This window comes from Methanobrevibacter sp., assembly GCF_045220775.1.
Taxonomy (GTDB): Archaea; Methanobacteriota; Methanobacteria; order Methanobacteriales; family Methanobacteriaceae; genus Methanocatella.
In genome coordinates this window covers 1-17,058 of the sequence record NZ_JBGUWC010000128.1, presented here as the reverse complement: position 1 = coordinate 17,058, position 17,058 = coordinate 1, and the positions used below count along the sequence as shown (strand labels likewise).

The 17,058-nt window shown below is 34.6% G+C and carries 18 protein-coding genes; 5 read left to right on the top strand and 13 right to left on the bottom strand.

Annotation, left to right across the window (positions count from 1 at the left end):
- Positions 1 to 423: 423 nt before the first annotated feature.
- Both cas1 and cas2 read right to left on the bottom strand, forming a co-directional pair.
- Entirely contained in the window at positions 424 to 1,329 is a 906-nt protein-coding gene (cas1, locus tag ACJROP_RS08765) for a CRISPR-associated endonuclease Cas1 (protein WP_406535130.1), read from the bottom strand.
- Positions 1,330 to 1,419: 90 nt separating this feature from the next.
- The gene (gene cas2, locus ACJROP_RS08760; protein ID WP_406535090.1) at positions 1,420 to 1,695 is read right to left on the bottom strand and encodes a CRISPR-associated endonuclease Cas2; all 276 of its coding nucleotides are present in this window, start codon (positions 1,693 to 1,695) and stop codon (positions 1,420 to 1,422) included.
- Positions 1,696 to 2,057: 362 nt separating this feature from the next.
- Between cas2 and ACJROP_RS08755 the strand changes: the two genes are divergently transcribed.
- Positions 2,058 to 2,291: a hypothetical protein gene (locus tag ACJROP_RS08755; protein WP_292818152.1), complete on the top strand. Its 234-nt coding sequence runs from the start codon at positions 2,058 to 2,060 to the stop codon at positions 2,289 to 2,291.
- Positions 2,284 to 2,703 carry a PIN domain-containing protein gene (locus ACJROP_RS08750; protein ID WP_406535089.1) on the top strand — a complete coding sequence of 140 codons (420 nt, stop codon included), beginning with the start codon at positions 2,284 to 2,286 and terminating at the stop codon, positions 2,701 to 2,703. Before ACJROP_RS08755 ends, ACJROP_RS08750 begins: the two co-directional genes overlap by 8 nt.
- Before the next feature lie 687 nt (positions 2,704 to 3,390).
- On the opposite strand, the gene ACJROP_RS08745 is transcribed toward ACJROP_RS08750, so the two are convergent.
- The 6 genes from ACJROP_RS08745 to ACJROP_RS08720 all read right to left on the bottom strand — a co-directional run bounded on the left by ACJROP_RS08745 (position 3,391) and on the right by ACJROP_RS08720 (position 9,765).
- Positions 3,391 to 3,678: a hypothetical protein gene (locus tag ACJROP_RS08745; protein ID WP_406535088.1), complete on the bottom strand. Its 288-nt coding sequence runs from the start codon at positions 3,676 to 3,678 to the stop codon at positions 3,391 to 3,393.
- A 168-nt stretch (positions 3,679 to 3,846) separates the two neighbouring features.
- Complete coding sequence (locus ACJROP_RS08740) at positions 3,847 to 5,160, bottom strand: glycosyltransferase (protein ID WP_406535087.1); 1,314 nt, start codon at positions 5,158 to 5,160, stop codon at positions 3,847 to 3,849.
- Positions 5,161 to 5,446: 286 nt separating this feature from the next.
- A complete protein-coding gene (locus tag ACJROP_RS08735) occupies positions 5,447 to 6,670 on the bottom strand; it encodes a nucleotide sugar dehydrogenase (protein WP_406535086.1) in 1,224 nt (407 codons plus the stop codon).
- Positions 6,671 to 6,797: 127 nt separating this feature from the next.
- Positions 6,798 to 7,829: an NOG1 family protein gene (locus ACJROP_RS08730; protein WP_406535085.1), complete on the bottom strand. Its 1,032-nt coding sequence runs from the start codon at positions 7,827 to 7,829 to the stop codon at positions 6,798 to 6,800.
- Between the two features lie 8 nt (positions 7,830 to 7,837).
- Positions 7,838 to 8,395, bottom strand: a complete 558-nt coding sequence (locus ACJROP_RS08725) for a TIGR00296 family protein (protein WP_406535084.1) — start codon at positions 8,393 to 8,395, stop codon at positions 7,838 to 7,840.
- Positions 8,395 to 9,765: a TldD/PmbA family protein gene (locus ACJROP_RS08720; RefSeq protein WP_406535083.1), complete on the bottom strand. Its 1,371-nt coding sequence runs from the start codon at positions 9,763 to 9,765 to the stop codon at positions 8,395 to 8,397. The genes ACJROP_RS08725 and ACJROP_RS08720 overlap by 1 nt, the downstream gene beginning before the upstream one ends.
- Positions 9,766 to 9,926: 161 nt before the next feature.
- Between ACJROP_RS08720 and ACJROP_RS08715 the strand changes: the two genes are divergently transcribed.
- Complete coding sequence (locus ACJROP_RS08715; protein WP_406535082.1) at positions 9,927 to 11,135, top strand: GMC family oxidoreductase N-terminal domain-containing protein; 1,209 nt, start codon at positions 9,927 to 9,929, stop codon at positions 11,133 to 11,135.
- 4 nt (positions 11,136 to 11,139) lie between these two features.
- Here ACJROP_RS08715 and pyrI read toward each other — a convergent pair whose 3' ends face one another.
- Genes pyrI through hisA form a run of 5 tightly spaced genes read right to left on the bottom strand, consistent with a single transcriptional unit; the run spans position 11,140 to position 14,382 of the window.
- Complete coding sequence (gene pyrI / locus ACJROP_RS08710; protein ID WP_406535081.1) at positions 11,140 to 11,616, bottom strand: aspartate carbamoyltransferase regulatory subunit; 477 nt, start codon at positions 11,614 to 11,616, stop codon at positions 11,140 to 11,142.
- A gap of 6 nt (positions 11,617 to 11,622) precedes the next feature.
- Positions 11,623 to 12,117, bottom strand: a complete 495-nt coding sequence (locus tag ACJROP_RS08705; protein WP_406535080.1) for a flavodoxin family protein — start codon at positions 12,115 to 12,117, stop codon at positions 11,623 to 11,625.
- A 23-nt stretch (positions 12,118 to 12,140) separates the two neighbouring features.
- Positions 12,141 to 13,163 carry an N-acetyl-gamma-glutamyl-phosphate reductase gene (argC, locus tag ACJROP_RS08700; RefSeq protein WP_406535079.1) on the bottom strand — a complete coding sequence of 341 codons (1,023 nt, stop codon included), beginning with the start codon at positions 13,161 to 13,163 and terminating at the stop codon, positions 12,141 to 12,143.
- A gap of 12 nt (positions 13,164 to 13,175) precedes the next feature.
- Positions 13,176 to 13,640, bottom strand: coding sequence for an adenylyltransferase/cytidyltransferase family protein (locus ACJROP_RS08695; protein WP_406535078.1), 465 nt, complete (start codon positions 13,638 to 13,640; stop codon positions 13,176 to 13,178).
- Positions 13,641 to 13,644: 4 nt separating this feature from the next.
- Positions 13,645 to 14,382 carry a 1-(5-phosphoribosyl)-5-[(5-phosphoribosylamino)methylideneamino]imidazole-4-carboxamide isomerase gene (hisA, locus tag ACJROP_RS08690; protein ID WP_406535077.1) on the bottom strand — a complete coding sequence of 246 codons (738 nt, stop codon included), beginning with the start codon at positions 14,380 to 14,382 and terminating at the stop codon, positions 13,645 to 13,647.
- 85 nt (positions 14,383 to 14,467) lie between these two features.
- Between hisA and ACJROP_RS08685 the strand changes: the two genes are divergently transcribed.
- Together ACJROP_RS08685 and ACJROP_RS08680 are read left to right on the top strand one after the other, a co-directional pair.
- The gene (locus ACJROP_RS08685; RefSeq protein WP_406535076.1) at positions 14,468 to 15,418 is read left to right on the top strand and encodes a helix-turn-helix domain-containing protein; all 951 of its coding nucleotides are present in this window, start codon (positions 14,468 to 14,470) and stop codon (positions 15,416 to 15,418) included.
- Positions 15,419 to 15,640: 222 nt separating this feature from the next.
- On the top strand, positions 15,641 to 17,058 hold a 1,418-nt coding region (locus ACJROP_RS08680; protein ID WP_406535075.1), incomplete at its 3' end, for an ABC transporter ATP-binding protein.

Here is a 17,058-nt window from a genome sequence, read left to right as displayed (position 1 = left end):
GCAATTAAATTTGTTATATGGGCAATGAATATTATTTGATGGTTAAAATTAAATAAAATCCTATTTTAGTATTTGTTGAGAATGTTCGTAGTAAATGGTAAATATACATTTTTTTTAGGATGTCTTTTGGGCAAGGATATTTTTCACTAAAAAGATTAGACAATGCAATAGGTTGTTTTTATTTAATCTGTGTTTTGAATATTGCTCTACAAAACATTCGATTTAAACACTTAATATTTTTTTCTCTTTTAGTTATTTAACATATTTATTTTTCTTCTTTAAAATTTTTTTTCTGGTCATGATTTTCATCCTTAAAAATTTTGTAGTTGTCCTCGAAAACTTACCAAACAACTTCAGTAAACTATGTTGTTAAACAATTTTTTTAGGACAACTTTTTACAAGCTGAAAATCTCAATGTTGTCCTCACCAATGCAAATTAAATCCCTCAAATTTTTCATCATTTAAAAGTGTTTTTACTAAATTTGATGATTGTTTATTGATTATTTCGCCATAGGTTAATTCTTCTTCATTATATTTTATGGTTGAGTGTATTTTGTCTTGAATTTTTGAAATAATCAGTTTTTGCTTTTCTAATTTTATGGGATTGTTTCTTTTATCTAAATCATCGTTTGTAACTTGTCTTCGATTGATAAGATTTAGCACAGTTTTGTCAACGATTTGTTGTCTAAAATCTTCTATTAAATCATATGTTAAACTTGTTCTTTTGTCCATGTCAAAATGTAAGAATCCACAATATGGATCCAACCCATTTATCAATATGGATTTAGTTATTTCACTTGCTAAAATTGCGTATCCGTAGTTCAGCATTGAGTTCAATAAATCTGTTGGTTTTTTGGTTCTCTTTTCAAATCCTATGTCTTTAGGGATTAATAATTTTATCCCCCTCCAATAATAAGCTGATGCTTTTCCTTCACACCCCATTATTTGCATTTTTACTTTTTCATGATTATTTGTTAGTTTAATTGAATTCAATTCATTAATCTGTAGGGTAATATTGTTTTTCATCTTATCTATTTCTTTAATCTTGCGGTGTTTGTTGAATGTTGTTAGTGTTGCCTTTTGGTTTATCATTTTTGATTTTATTATTTCACGGGATATGTTTATGCCTTTTTTGTTTTCACTTAACAAATATTGCTGTTTTTTAATTTTCACATTTCTCCAATCTGGTGACTCCATTAAATAATTTAATTTACCCGTATAGTCAAATGAAATCAGCTTAATATTATTTTTTGAAATTAATGTTAATGCATCAAATGTTATATATCCTTTCCCGATTATCACTAAACTGGATATTTGGTTTGCTTTAATAGAATCTAAAACAGTATCTTTTTGTTTTATGACGATTTGGTTATCTTTTTTTGGGTTGATTTGTTGAATCCTTCAATTAAAATATTCATGTTAAAACACCCTGTACAAATTTTCACTAAAGTTTATTTCTCGTCCGAAGGTCTCTTTTTTAGAATAGCATTTATCACAAATTGGCAAAATCAATATGCTATCTTTTTCACGAATTGTCAGTTCAATTTCCTTTTTAAAAATACTTAAATCCTCATTGCTTAATTTTCCAATGTATGTGTTTGTTTGAATTTTTCTAAGTCCAAAGTGTCTTAAAATGTTTTCAATCTTTTCTTTGTTGGTTTTGAAATTAACATCAAAAATAGCTATAGTATGCATGAAGATTATTTAATCTTCAATGAATAAATACAAATGGGTAATGCTAAATAGGTTAATTTAATAATTAAATAGCGTGTATTGATGATTATCAGTACAATGTTTCCAACAATAAGATTTCCATACTCGAAATGCTATTAATATAGATTTTTGTTAGTGTAAGTGATGTAAACATTCAAAAAATATGATTGTATTTTTGCACAAAGTCACACTACAAAAATATTTATTATTAATTAATCTAAGATTATTTTCATAAATTATTTTTTTTGAGTTTAAGAACTTTTGAAATTTATTTTTTCCGATAAATTTATATTATTCATAATATATATTAATAATCAGATTAATCTTAATTGATGTGATTTTTTATGAGTTTAGCAAGCAGTAAATTATACGGTAATGATGAGTTGCACTTGCCTAAAATAATAAAAGAAGAATTTAAACAATTCCCCATAGATGAAAATACAATATTTGAATGGGATATAAAGGATGATGAAATCATTTTAACACCTAGGCAAAAAGTAACACTGGATGATGTTTTTGGAATGATAGATGACGATGGTGAAGACTGGAATGTAGATGAGTTGGTTTACGATGGCTAAACTATTCATTGACACTTCATTCATTATTCAAATATTCAAAAGAAACGACACCAATCGTGAAATAGTCCAAAAAAATAAAAATATCCTTTTGGAAAATGAATGTTTTATTAGTAATGGGGTCTTGCAGGAAGTAATAACGGTCATAATGAAGAAAACCAAAAATATGGAACTAACAAAAAAAGCATATTACTTCTTAGTGGATAACTTTATAATACTTAACGAACAAGACATTGAAAAATATAATGATCGAGTATTTTCAATCTTTAAAAAATATAATGTTAATACTTATAAAGCCAGTTATATTGATTGTTCTAGTGTTGTTATTGCTAAACAGTTTAATTTAGATTATGTTGTATCCTTAGATAAATTTTTTGAAAAATTTGAGGAGATATCTCTGTTGGAATTAAATTAGATTCCATTCTTATTTTTTAATAATTCAAATGGGTATGTAAATTTTGTGTGATGATTTCAGGTTTTTTGATTGGAAAAGTATATGTTAAATGTTTCTCATTAAAAGAATACTAATTTTTATTTCTTTGAGAATTGGGTAAATATACAATTATTCTTGTAGTTACCATTTGTAAATAGAATTTTAAAAATATACTTACTTCTAAACTAAACCTTTTAATCACTTAAATCTAGAAAAGATGGTAACTATACAATTTTTCGCTGAACTACTTTTTGTTAGTATATAAAGTTTTCTATTTTTGTAACTAAAAGTAATTAAAAAGTAATGCTTTTAATCATTGATTTTTCATATAAATAATTTGTTATTTTATGGAATTCTGGAATTAAATTCTTTATATTGGTAATGGATATTATTTTGGTGGTTAAAATTAAATAAAATCCTATTTTAGTATTTGTTGAAAATGTTCTTAGTAATGGGTAAATATACATTTTTTTAGGATGTCTTTTGGGCAAGGATATTTTTCACTAAAAAAGATTAGACAATCCAATAAGTTGTTTTTATTTAATCTCTGTTTTGAATATCACTCTACAAAACATTCGATTTAAACGAAATTAGGTCCTGAAAGTGCAACATACTCATCGTCGAAGTATTCGTCTACAAGGTTGCCCATCGTTTGCAGTGAAGGGTACTCTATGCCCTTGCTGTCGTAACCATGATGCAGTCCTTTGAAATGACATCTTTCAGGTTGGACTGCGTTGTTCTGAAAGCAGAGGATGGGACTGACAGGAATATGATGCCGCACTCTTTGAGATGACTGAAATCAGTGGTTGCGACAATGTTGTCCGCGAGTTTAGTGTTCGGATAATATTCCGTGTTGAATCTGGTTTCATTGATTGCATCCGCAAAGCTCTCACGCCTGAGCTGCAGGATTACCTCATCAACATTCTGAGCTATTGTCTGAACCAGTGCAGTTCCCAAACTTCCGGCTCAGATAACGCCTACCCTATCCATAATTTTCACCATATTAATATCTTTTGCTTTTTATCAATTTAAACTTATTTGACTTTCTTTGAGATTTTTCGACGTGGGGCGGTAGCTTTCCAGCTGTGTGAATTTTCAATCGTTTCAATCCTTTCGGACAGCTCATCATTTTTCTGTAAATGCTTTCCTGTCATCGTTCAATTTCTCGATGCTGCTTTTGAGCTTTTCAATCTCAGCATTCAATTTATCAATATCGCCGTTCAATCTAGAATTTTCCTGTTTGGCTTCCTTATAATTGGCTTTCATATCCTGATACCATTCCTCGAGCCTTTTGCTGTACTCTATTTTATGATTAAGCTGTCTTTCATAGTATGCGGTCATGTTCTTTGATTTCCTTTCAAGGGCTTTTATCCTCTTTCTGTTTTTGTCCTTGTTTATGACTGCAGATTTAAGGAAAATGGAATACTTGAAATTGTTTTCAAGATTGTGAATGTTTTCAAAGGCTATATTGAATTCGGCATGGGACTTTATGAACTCACGGTTCCTGAATCTTGTGTAGTCCTCGGATGCGACTATCACGTCGACGTCCTCCTTTCTGACGCCTGAATTGTTGAGCCTGTTGAGGAAATACTTGAGCATCTTTGCAAAGACAACAGGCTGGACATATTCATCGATTTCGTTATTGTCGCACTTATCGGAAATGATGTTGTATGCCTTCAGAAGCTTCATGATGAAGCTGTAGTCCACATCGAATGATGTTGACTTGTCACTGTCCTCTGACCTGACAATCCTGTTGTAGACAGAGTAATCATTCAGTACTGTAACATTTCTTGAATTGATAAGGACATCATATACGAATATGGCGTCCTCTGATGGTATGCCCACCTCATAGTAGATATCGTTAGCTGTGAGAAGCTCCCTTCTGAAGAGCCTTGCAGAAATGCTTGCAGAAAGAGAAAACAGATTGAAATCATTTTGGGGATTATTTGATACTGTCACTTCCTGTCTGTCTTCCGGAACCATGTTCACTTCAGTGCTGTCGGGATAGATTCCCTTGAATCCTCCCGGAACCTGGGACAGTCTTCTTCCGTCCGAATAGACGTTTGTATATCCTCCCAATACCATATCTATTTCATCCTTATCCCTGACCTGTTCGTATAGCCTTTTGCATGCATCCTCATCCAGAAGATCATCGGAATCCAAAAACATCACGTAATCGGCTGTCGCCTTGTCGATTCCGACATTGCGGGGTTTGCCTGGAAAGCCGCTGTTCTCCTCGAGGTGATATGCGCTCACGTTCTCGAATTCGCTAGAGTAATCGTCAATGATTTGGGGGCTTCTGTCGGTTGAGCAGTCGTCCACGAATATTACTTCCAGATTGGAAAATCCGAAAGTCTGACTGCGGATGCTTTCAAATGACCGTTCAATGTATTTCTCCATGTTGAAGACCGGTACAATAATTGAAATCTTATAATTCATATAATCACCATCATAGCCCGTTAAGGCATAATATTTCTCAATATCCTGCTTAAAAATCCTTCATTATCGTTCTTGGCAAATCATCTTTGTTTTTGAACAGTTTCACTTCACTTTAGAATGCCAGATACTGTAAATCAAGTATTTCAGGCAAATCATCTTGTGTAGCCTTACAAATTCTCATGATATTGACCTCGACTTTCAATTAAAATTTAATGGAACATCTCAGATGGATTAATTGATCTGGTGTCAACAAAGGGAAATGTGAGAAATGCTCTTGAAAAGGATTTCAATCTCTTCTGAACAAATCTCTTGTATATACCTTATATGCGACATCGCCAAGACTGTCTGAATCGAAGCGGTTTGCAAGAATAACGTCACTTTCACTCTTGAAGCGATCAATATCATTCACTACTTCAGATTTAGAAAATTCGCTTCCATCCTCCAATGTAGGTTCATAGATAATTATTGGAATTCCCTCTGCCTTTATACGCTTCATGACTCCCTGTATGGCAGATGCACGGAAATTGTCACTGTTGCTCTTCATGGTAAGCCTATAAACCCCAACGGTTTTCGGATTTCTTGAAATAATCTGATTTGCAATGAATTCCTTACGCACTGAGTTGGAATGAACAACAGCCTCTATCATGGTCTGTGGGACATCCTTATAGTTTGCCAGGAGCTGCTTTGTATCCTTAGGCAAGCAGTATCCTCCATATCCAAATGAAGGATTATTGTAGTGTCCGCCAATGCGGGGATCCATGCATACTCCATCTATAATCATCTGTGTATCAAGGCCTTTTGTCTGGGCATAGGTATCAAGTTCATTGAAGTAGCTTACCCTTACTGCAAGGAAAGTGTTTGCAAAAAGCTTGATGGCTTCAGCCTCTGTCAAGTGTGCCAAAAGCACTGGAATGTCCTGTTCTGGACAACCTCTCCTTTTTTCTTCTTCTCTTGCACCTTCAAGAAGAAGGTCTGCAAACATCTGCCCTTCTTCCATTTGGTTATCATCGCATCCTACAACTATACGGCTTGGATGGAGATTGTCGTAAAGCGCCTTTGACTCACGAAGGAATTCGGGGCTGAATATGATGTTGTTGATTCCATACTTTTCACGTACGGACTCTGTATATCCAACAGGTATTGTTGATTTGATGACCATAAGAACATCTGGATTAACCTTAAGGGTCCATTCTATGGCATCCTCAACGGCGGAGGTATCGAAGAAATGATTGACATCATCATAATTTGTCGGTGTAGCTATAATGACAAGCTCAGCATTCTTGTAAGCTGCTTCCTTATCGGTAGTTGTATGAAGATTCAGTGTTCGCTGTCCCTCACGAACCTCTTTAAAAAATCTTTCTATCTCATCATCCTGTATAGGGCTGATGAACTGATTTAATTTTTCTGCTTTTGATTCTGTTGTTGTGATGGCTGTAACATCATGCTTTTGAGCTAGTAGAACAGCGAGGGAAAGCCCCACATATCCTACACCTGCAACTGTAATTTTCATTTTAAATTTTCTCCTATTTTATCCCATTTCTTGAAGTTTCGAATATTTCGACTGGTTAATATTCACTTCAAAAGGGTCTATTTTTTTTAATAATTTTTTGTAAAATTAAAAGTGTAATGACGTGCTATTAATAATATTCGTCGTCATCATCCTCTTCTTCTTCAACATTACGCTCTATTTTTTTGATTTTATCTATTTTCTTATTAATTTCATCTATGCCTTCACCTTCAATGGCTGAAATAAAAATAGAGTTTTCTTCATCATCAACATATTCCTTAAGGGATTCCTTATCTTCGATAAGGTCCATTTTGTTGAATAAGTAGATGACAGGTATTTCTGAGAAGATTTTTTCAATTTGCTTTAAAAGATTGTACTGGTTGTCCATGTGAAAACCGCAAGTCTCTGATGCATCAAATATGAACAAGATGGCATCTGCTAAATGTTCAAGAGCAACAATCGCATTCATTTCAATATCATTCATCTCTAAAACCGGCCTGTCAAGCAATCCTGGTGTGTCGATAATCTGAATATGTTTCCAGTGTCTTTCGGTATGACCGATTTGTATACCTTTTGTGGTAAACGGATAATTGGCAACTTGAGGTTCTGCACTGCTTAATTGTCTGAGCAATGTTGATTTGCCCACATTCGGAAAACCTGCAATTACAATGGTGGTTGCATCAAAATCGATTGTAGGCATATTTCTCAAGCTCTGCTTTGCAAAGTCCAAAAAGTCCAAATCCTTTTTGATCTTATTTACAACGGAAGCTATTCTTCCATAAGCCTGCTTTTGAATTGCAGTTGCCTTTTCAGATGGATTTTTTCTTATCTTTGCACCATATTCCTTTTCAAGTTGGGTTATAATTCCATAAGCCCAGTTAAGTGCTCCAAGAGCCTGTTTCATGTCATCTACACCTACAGTGATGTCAATGTAGTCTTGGTAAAATGGATGCAAGCTTTCGATTTCCGGTACTGCATCGATAATGGATTTTAATTTGTCTTTGATTACTTGGCATGAAGTAACCACTCTTCTCTCTTCTATTCTTTTGCCTTTCAGATGTTTTGGCATTTTTTGACTTCTAACTAAGTCCGCTTGTTTTTTGCCTCTGCTGAACCCCTTGTCAAGCAGTTCTTGTGGCGTAGGTATTGTTGGAATCATCATTTTAATCACTATTCAAAAATTTGTCCTTGGAATTTGTACACATCACAGCTCTCGTCCATCCAGCTGTCTGCACTGATTCCGGCTTTCATACAAGTGTGTTCTAAAAACATTTCAACATCAAATTTGTTTTCTGTGGCAACCTGCGGAAGCAATAATCCCCTTGAATATCCTTTTTGAATGATTAGGCCATCTCTTCCAATTTCAATTTCATCAAAGTACTGGTCAGGGTGTGCCACTATAATCATTTCAGGTTTTGTTAGTACTGTAACTTCCAAATCAAGTTCTTTCAATTCATCTAAGGTTACTTGAGGAAATCTTGGATCATTGACTGCAGCTGCAATTGCAACATCTATTGTAGCGTCAATCGCACTTTTGATAGGTTCGGCATATCCAATGCATCCCCTTAGGTTGTTTCTTTTATTTAATGTTACAAAAACACCTAACTTTTCATCTAGTTCAACAGGATAGCCTTCTCCTTTATCCAATTTTTCACCGGTTTCCAAATAATGTTTTATTGAATCTTTAGCTACTTCAACCAAATATTTTCCAGCCCTATCACTTATCATTATCCCATTCCTCCAACTAATGCATTTAATATTCTTGTATGGGGTCCGCCATCACCGACAGGTGCTGTCTGACCATCTTTTCCACAAAAACCAACACTTAATTTAAAGTCATTGCCAATGGCATCAATGTTTTTCAATGTTTCCAGGATATTTCCGGATAAGGAAACATCTCTTAGAGGTGTTGCTATTTCACCATCCTTAATTAAATAGCCTTCTGCAGCATTGAATTGGAAAATACCCTTACCGGTATCTACCTGGCCACCTCTTGAACCTTTAAGATAGATTCCATCAGGTATCTCTTCAATCAATTCTTCAAAAGTATTGTCTCCGGGCTGAAGATATGTATTGCTCATCCTGACAATCGGCTGGTCAGCAATAAGTGACCTTGCATTTCCAGAAGATTTCATATTTAGTTTTGATGCTGTTTCCCTTGAATTTAAGAGGGAAACCAATTGGCCATCTTTTACTAATTGATTAGGTTTGGTCTTTACACCTTCCACATCGTAAGGATAGTATCCAAACCCTTCCTTAAGGCTTGCATCGTCAAATATGTTCACAATATCGGATGCAATTTGTGTGCCCAATTTATCTTTAAGTATAGAATCATTTTGTAAGATTAAGTCACCTTCAACAGCATGACCTAGTGCTTCGTGAATCAGAACGCCAGTTAATTCCGGGTCAGCTATTACTGGGAAATTCCCTGAAGGTGCAGGTTTTGCATCAAGCAGTCTGACGGCTTTTTCACCTATGTTTCTTCCAAATTCTTCAATGTCCGCATCAGCTATCACTTCAAATCCTTTTACTCCTCCAAGACTTCCATGTCCAAATTGGATTATTTCACCATCGCTTGCGGATGCATTTAAAGCCATTCTCACTCTGCTTGTTTTCACTTGAATTTCACTGCCTTCGCTACTCATGAACAATTCATCGACTTCGCTGTCTCCATAGCTAACAGTTATGCTGTTGACCTTTTCGACATCTGCAGCTTCATTGGCCTCTTTCATAATGTCTTTTTTTTCTTCAATGGATATATCTTTAAATGGTATTTTGACGTCAACAGCTATTTTATCTTTGATAATTTCTGTTTCGCTTAAGGTAACGTCTCCTTTAAGTGAATTTGAAAATTTGATAGCTGTATCAGTGATTTCATTAATTTTAGATAAGTCTGTAGTATATGCAAAACCCCATGCTCCATTATTTAACACCCTTACTCTTGCCGCTAAGCTCATTCCAGTGTTAATTTCATCGACATCTCCGTCTTTCATTAATAGGGCAGTGTTTTCACCGAAACCTGCTCTGATGTCGATGTAATCTACTTTTGGGCTAGTTTCTGCAATAACCTTTTCGAATAGATTGATATATTCTTCCATGTTATCCCTCAATAAGATTAATATTATAATATTATATTTTTGGATTACATATTTAATAAAAGTTTTTTAAATAACTATTTTTGATAGTTTTTTGAAAAATAATAGTAAATTTTTATAATATGAAAAATAATATAACACATGTTAATATTTTAGGTGATTTAATGATTGTTATTGTAGGTACCGGTGCGGGAGGAGCAATCCTTGCTCGTGAACTTGCATTGGATGGAAAGCCAGTTACAATATTGGAAAAAGGTCCTTATATAAAGTCAAAAGATGCGTTTAATTATTATGATAAATACTCACAGGATGTGGATTTGCTAACAACCACCTGTATTGGTGGAGCAACAATCGTATCCATGTCAAATATGGTGCGTGCACTTGATGAGGAATTGCTTGATTATGGTGTTGATTTAACCGAAGCATATGAATATGTTGAGGATTTGGTGGGTGTGCATCAATTGGATGACTCTCACATAGGTAAAGGAACACAGGCATTTTTGGATGCTGGTCGTGAATTGGGCTTGAATACACTCAAAATGCCAAAGGCAATTCGTGAAGCTGATTGTGTTCAATGTGGAAAATGCGCATTCGGCTGTCCTGCGGATGCAAAATGGTCCGGTAAGGACTTTGTTGATGAAGCAGTTGATGCTGGCGCAACATTGATTTGCGAAGCCGAAGTCACTGAAGTAATATCCGAAAACGGTAAAGTCTGCGGAATCAAATATGTCAAGGATGATAAGGAGGAAATTCTCGAAGCCGAAAAGGTAATTTTATCTGCGGGAGCTATTGGATCTACTTTAATTTTGAGAAAATCTGGATTTGAAGAAGCAGGCCGTGAAATATTCTTTGATCCTTTTGTTAGTGTCGGAGGATACATTAAAGACATTAACTTCAACACAGAAGTCCAAATGGCCGGCCTAATAATTGGTGAAAACTTTGTCCTGTCACCTCACTTCTCATCATTCATCCGCGCAAATATTCCTGATGACAATGTAACTGATAAGGATATCTTGAGCATCATGGTAAAGACTGCAGACGAATGCAAAGGATATGTTACAGACGATGGTGATGTAGTCAAAATCAATACCATAACAGACATCAGATATCTGGCAGAAGGAACCGCTACTGCGGGTTTTGTTCTTGAAAAAGCTGGAGTTGACCCAAATACAATTGGCTCAACAGTTTATAGGGGAGCTCATCCTGGAGGAACAGCTCCAATCGGAAAGATAGTTGACAGCAACTTGGAAACAGATATTGAAAACTTATATGTCTGTGATGCAAGCGTTCTTCCAATATCTCCTGGAAAACCACCGATATTGACTATTTTGGCATTATCCAAAAGATTGGCAGATTATTTAAAAAAAGAATAGAAGATTATTCGAATTGTTTATCGATATCTTCTGTTTTTATTAATTTTTCACAGTAATGGCATCTGACAACTGGGGGATATTTGTTGATTACATTAAACTGAGGTGTAATGGGCTCATTCTTATTGTTTGTAATGCACTTCGGATTTGTACATTTTAAGATTGATGAAATCTTATCGGGGAGTTGAATTTTATCCTTTTTGACCGGTTCAAAATTCCTGATAATGTTGATTGTAGCCTTTGGAGCGATTAAAGCGATTTGATTTAGTTCTCTATGGTCCAATTCCCTATTTTCAATTTTTAAAATATCCTTTCTTCCGACTTCATTTGAAGAGACGTTCATTGCAACAGTGACATTTTTAGTTTCAGAGTCTGGAAGGCCCAATATTTTAAGAATATGCAATGCCTTATTTGCAGAGATATGGTCAATCACAGTTCCGTTTTCAATAGCTTTGATTTTTAACTCAGTTTTGTTATTTTTCACTTTAATCTACCTTGTATACATTTTTAAATCTTTAATTTCAATTATTGCTTCAGTATCAGAAACTAGTTTTTCAGGACTTTTGTTTTTAGTGGCAATAGTGAAAGATTCAATGACTCTTGCCCCACGCATTTTAACTTTCTCTTCAAGCCTTTCAATATTTGAATCGCCACGATTACTGTCCATTGTCGCAAACAATATTACATCTTTTCCTGTTAAATTGCATCTGTCAATAATGGTTAGGATTGCAGGAGTCGGATTGCCCGCCCAAGTTGGTGTTCCAAAAATGATGGTATCAAATTGGATGATATCAACTTTTGCAGGTACAATATCTGTTTTGCTTTCCCTGAATGCATTAATTGTAGCAAATAATTTGTTTTTAACTCCTTCACGATTTTTCAAATCATGTATTCTAACCATACTAGCTCTTAAGTTTTTAGCCAATGTTTTAGCAACTAATTCAGTTGTTCCCCCTTGTGAATAATAAATTATTAATGTTGCCATTTCTTAATCTCCTCAAATTAATTTTAAGGATGAAGACCAAAGTGAGTTAATCCTGCGCGTTCATCTATGCCAAGAATAATGTTCATGTTTTGAATTGCCTGGCCGGATGCGCCTTTAACAAGATTGTCAATTGCAGAAAGCATCACTAGCCTTCCGGTATCATCAATCTCAAATCCTCCGATGTGAACAAAGTTGGATCCTCTTACTGCGCTTAAATGAGGGACTTCCCCTTCATCCATAAGTTTGATAAAGTATTCGTCACCGTATTCCTTTTCGTATAGTTTTCTTATTTCATCTGGAGTGATATCCAGGTTTTCATCATTTAAAAAGCTATGTGAAGTAGTTTGTATTCCTCTGATAACAGGAACCAAATGTGGTGTAAATGAAACTTTTACGCCTTCAAAGCCTTTTAACTCTTGCTGAATTTCAGACATGTGCCTGTGTGAAGATATTTTATATGGATTTACATTGTCTGCAATGTTTGGATAATGTGTGGTTGCTGATGGGTTTACGCCTGCTCCACTTACTCCTGTTTTTGAATCAATAATGATTCTTTCAACCAAATCATTTTTGACTAACGGGTATGATGATAGGATTGCGCCTGTCGGGAAGCATCCTGGGTTTGCAACAAGATTTGTCTTTTTGATTTCATCTCTGTATAATTCAGGAAGCCCGAATACACCTTTATTTTCTTTATCGGTGTGTTCCATTCCATACCATTTTTCATAGACTGCAGTGTCTCTGTATCTGTAATCTCCGCTCAAATCAACCACTTTGGCACCGGTATCCAATATTTCAGGTACAATTTTCATTGATGCTCCGTGTGGGGTTGCAGTAAATACGACATCTGCATCTAAATCCGCAGGACTTTTGTTTTTGAATACGAGTCCTGAATCTCTTATATGTGGGTGGATTTTATGTGCAGGAGTTCCGTCGAATTGTCTTGAAGTGATGTCTGTCACTTCCACTTCAGGGTGGTTTAACAACATTCTTAAAAGTTCTCCTCCAGTATAACCACTTGCTCCTATTATTGCTGCCTTAAACATATTCATAATCTCCTAATCTTCACAATTGTCTAAAATTTTTCCTTCAAAATCAGTAGTCTTAATCTTTTTAATAATCTTGCAGCTGCTGTCCAGTTCATCCTTGTGATAAACCTTGACACGCTGCACACGCGCTTTCAAGCCTCTCTCATCAACTGCCTTTTGCAGTTTTTCAACATTATGGGTCTGATCCGGCCCGATAGCTATGATATCAGGGTCGATTTCTTCCACGATTTTGAAGATATCTCCCTCTTCGTTACCAAGATAAGCTTCATCTACAGGTTTTAACATTTTAATCAATTCCAAACGTTGATTCTCACCGACAATAGGTACCCTTTTCCTTTTCTCGACGGTAGAGTCCCTTGCCACAACTACATAAAGCTTGGAATTGTATCCTCCAAGGTTTTTTGCCTCTTGAAGGTAGACTCCATGACCCGGATGCAACAGGTCAAATGTTCCGCTTGCCATTACTTTTTTCATTTCATTACCTCTTTTGGTATTTTAAAGCTTCAGTTAAATCAATTTTATCTTTATAAAGTGCAGAGCCGATTACTACTCCTTCCACACCGGTTTCATTTAATTTTTTAATGTCTTCTATTGTTGTAATTCCGCCTGAATAGACTATTGGGATGTCGACGGATTTCTTAAGCTCAACTACAGGGTCTGTGTAAAAGCCACCTAAAAGGCCTTCAACATCAACATTTGTAAATAGGATGCTACCTGCGCCATGCTCCTTGAACTCTGCTGAGAGCTCAACCGGGCTTTTGTCAATCTTTTCCTGCCAGCCTTTGATTACGACCTTATTGTCTTTGCTGTCAAGGGAAATCATGATTCTGTCTGATCCGTATTCATCTGAAAGCTGTGTGATTGTTTCAGGTTGCTTTATTCCCATAGTTCCGATAATTATTCGGGCAATGTCCAAATCTAAAAGTTGTTTTGCGTATTCAACACTTCTTATTCCACCACCGAGTTGGATTGGAACGGAAACCTCTTTTAGGATTTTTTTGATAATCTCAAAGCTGGCCACACCATTGATTGTTCCGTCAAGGTCAATTACATGGATGTTTTTAGCTCCTAAATCCTCCCAGTGCTTTGCAACAAGTTCTGGATTTTCTATTTCAACCATTTCACTTCCAGGTTCGCCCTGTACAAGCTGTACGCACTTTCCATTTTTGATGTCAACTGCAGGCATTATTAACATTTCATCTTTTCTGAATGACATTTACAAATTTCCTGTAAAATTTTATTATAATATAAGTTATGTTTTTGAAATGTTTTATATCTATTGATTATAAATTAATAATTATATGAACGATAAACTCTATGAAATTTTTGATGTTGTCTTGAAATCTGATTTTTCCTTAAAAAAACATGATAATAAAGCGAGTATTGAATTAGGTGAAAACGGTGAATATGGGCAAATGGATACTTATTCAATTTTTCCAGGTATTATAATTGCATTTATTGACATTGACATTGATAAAATTGATGATGTTTTCATTGAAAATCCGATTCATCCAAGACTACTTGAAATCAATCATTGTGCGGCTGGAAGATATTCCTATGCCGTTGGTGATGATAAAATAATATATTTCGGAAAAGGGGATTTATGTGTAAGCATTTATGATTTGACAAAGTCATTTTCTGATTTTCCGCTTGGATATTATAAAGGATTAGAGATATTCATTGATGTTGATGTAGCCAATGAATATATTAAGGATTATATTCCTAATTTTGATTTGATTGAATTTTATGAATCTTTAGAGAAAAATAAAGGATATGTGCTACTTAGGTCCAATCAGAAAATTAATCATGTTATTGGGGAGTTATACAGGGTTGATGAAAGAATTAAAGAATCTTATTTTAAATTAAAATGTTTGGAATTATTATTGTTTTTCTCGATAACTAATTTCAGAAATATTGAATCCCTTTCTCTTTCCAAAAAGCAAGTTGAAATAGTGGAATTGGTTAAAGAAGATTTGATTGCGGATTTGGAAAGTAAAATCACATTGGACCAACTTGCTGATAAATATGGGATTGGTAAAACAACTTTGAAAAATTGTTTTAAAGAGGTTTATGGCAAGCCTATTTTGAAATGGAGAAAAGAGTATAAGTTGGATTATGCTTGTAAGCTAATAGAAGATGGTTCCTATAATATTTCAGACATATCAAAAATGGTGGGATACTCTTCGCCGTCAAAATTTTCACAGGCATTTAAAAGTTATGTTGGCTGCACACCTTCTGAATATAGAAAATAACTTTTTGCCTTTTTGGTATATTTTTTGTCTTTTTAGTTCAAAAATATTTATATACTAATTTTTATCATAGTTTATATTGAATTATTGGTTTATTTAATTTATTTTTTAAAAAAAGCTTTAAATTACTCTTTTATTTGATTTTTAAGATATTTTTAAAGTTCTGTCTTTTTAGACTATTTTAAATTTTTAGGTAAACCTAAATTAAATTATAAGGAGTTTATCATGTCAAATACTCAAAATAAAAACAAATTTATTAGATTACTTAATTATTCTGGTAATTACAAATATTTAACAATCATTGGTATGATTTTATCAGCTTTAAGTGCAATTTGTTTATTGATTCCATTTATTTATATATGGGATGTTGTCAATGCCCTTTTAGCGGTTGCTCCTGACTTTGCAAAGGCACAAAACTTAGAAAGTTATGCAATTAATGCATTTGCCTTTGCAGTGTTGGGAATAGTCTTGAACTTTTTTGGTCTAATGGGCACTCACTTGTCTGCATTTAAGAATGAGAAAAACATGAAAGATGAGGCAGTAAATCATTTGCTCAAATTGCCATTAGGCTACTTTTCAAATCATACCAGTGGTGGATTGAGAAAAGTAATAGATTACAGTACTACAAAAACAGAAACATTTTTGGCTCACCAACTGTTTGATTTGACAGGAGCTATCGTAACCCCAATTGCATTTTTAATATTGCTGTTCAGTTTTGATTGGTTGCTTGGATTGATCTGTTTGATTCCAATAGTGTTGTGTTTCATATTCATGTATCCGATGTTTTCCAGTGAATCCCAAAACATCATGGTCCAGTATCAAACATACCTGGAAAAAATGAACGGAGAAGCGGTGGAATATGTGAGAGGCATTCCCGTTACAAAGGCATTCCAACAAAGCGTTTTCTCATTTAAGAACTTCATTGATGCAATTAGGAACTACGCTAGGTTTTCAGCAAATTACTCACTGTCCACTCAGCTTCCAATGACTGCATTTACAGTTTCAATCAATGGATTTTTTGCATTATTGATTCCTGCAGGAATTCTGCTTGCAGGATCACTCGTTGATGCTAAATTCTTGGCAAATTTCATGTTCTATGTAATATTTACCCCGATATGTGCTGTAATGATGAACAAAATCATGACAGTTTCACAGGACTGGATGCTGGCAAGCTATGCGTTGGAGGGCATTGAAGAAATTTTAAATGAAGAGCCTTTAGTCGAAGCGGTTAATCCTCAAAAACCCAAAAATCATTCAATCGAATTTGAAGGGGTTTACTTTGACTATGAAAAGACAGATTCCGATGAACATATCTTAAATGATGTTAATTTGAAAATCAATGAAAATGAAACTGTTGCTTTGGTAGGGCCGTCTGGTGGCGGAAAAACCACAATTGCTTCTTTGATTCCAAGATTCTGGGATGTTGATAAAGGTTCAATTAAAGTGGGTGATGTTGACGTAAGAGACATTTCAACAAAGGAATTGATGGAAAATATTTCATTCGTATTCCAGAATACCACTTTGTTTAAAGATTCAATCTACAATAATGTAGCAATTGGCCGTAAAGGAGCTTCAAGGGATGATGTTAAAAATGCATTGAGTCTGGCTCAATGTGATGACATTATCGATGAGCTGCCTGATGG

Coding starts and splice junctions, on each gene's coding strand:
- ACJROP_RS08750 (WP_406535089.1), top strand. CDS start 2,284: ATGGCTAAACTATTCATTGACACTTCATTCATTATTCAAATATTCAAA.
- ACJROP_RS08720 (WP_406535083.1), bottom strand. CDS start 9,765: ATGGAAGAATATATCAATCTATTCGAAAAGGTTATTGCAGAAACTAGC.
- argC (WP_406535079.1), bottom strand. CDS start 13,163: ATGTTTAAGGCAGCAATAATAGGAGCAAGTGGTTATACTGGAGGAGAA.
- ACJROP_RS08730 (WP_406535085.1), bottom strand. CDS start 7,829: ATGATGATTCCAACAATACCTACGCCACAAGAACTGCTTGACAAGGGG.
- ACJROP_RS08735 (WP_406535086.1), bottom strand. CDS start 6,670: ATGAAAATTACAGTTGCAGGTGTAGGATATGTGGGGCTTTCCCTCGCT.
- cas2 (WP_406535090.1), bottom strand. CDS start 1,695: ATGCATACTATAGCTATTTTTGATGTTAATTTCAAAACCAACAAAGAA.
- ACJROP_RS08695 (WP_406535078.1), bottom strand. CDS start 13,640: ATGAAAAAAGTAATGGCAAGCGGAACATTTGACCTGTTGCATCCGGGT.
- ACJROP_RS08725 (WP_406535084.1), bottom strand. CDS start 8,395: ATGATAAGTGATAGGGCTGGAAAATATTTGGTTGAAGTAGCTAAAGAT.
- ACJROP_RS08740 (WP_406535087.1), bottom strand. CDS start 5,160: ATGAATTATAAGATTTCAATTATTGTACCGGTCTTCAACATGGAGAAA.
- hisA (WP_406535077.1), bottom strand. CDS start 14,382: ATGTCATTCAGAAAAGATGAAATGTTAATAATGCCTGCAGTTGACATC.
- ACJROP_RS08715 (WP_406535082.1), top strand. CDS start 9,927: ATGATTGTTATTGTAGGTACCGGTGCGGGAGGAGCAATCCTTGCTCGT.
- ACJROP_RS08705 (WP_406535080.1), bottom strand. CDS start 12,117: ATGGCAACATTAATAATTTATTATTCACAAGGGGGAACAACTGAATTA.
- ACJROP_RS08755 (WP_292818152.1), top strand. CDS start 2,058: ATGAGTTTAGCAAGCAGTAAATTATACGGTAATGATGAGTTGCACTTG.
- ACJROP_RS08685 (WP_406535076.1), top strand. CDS start 14,468: ATGAACGATAAACTCTATGAAATTTTTGATGTTGTCTTGAAATCTGAT.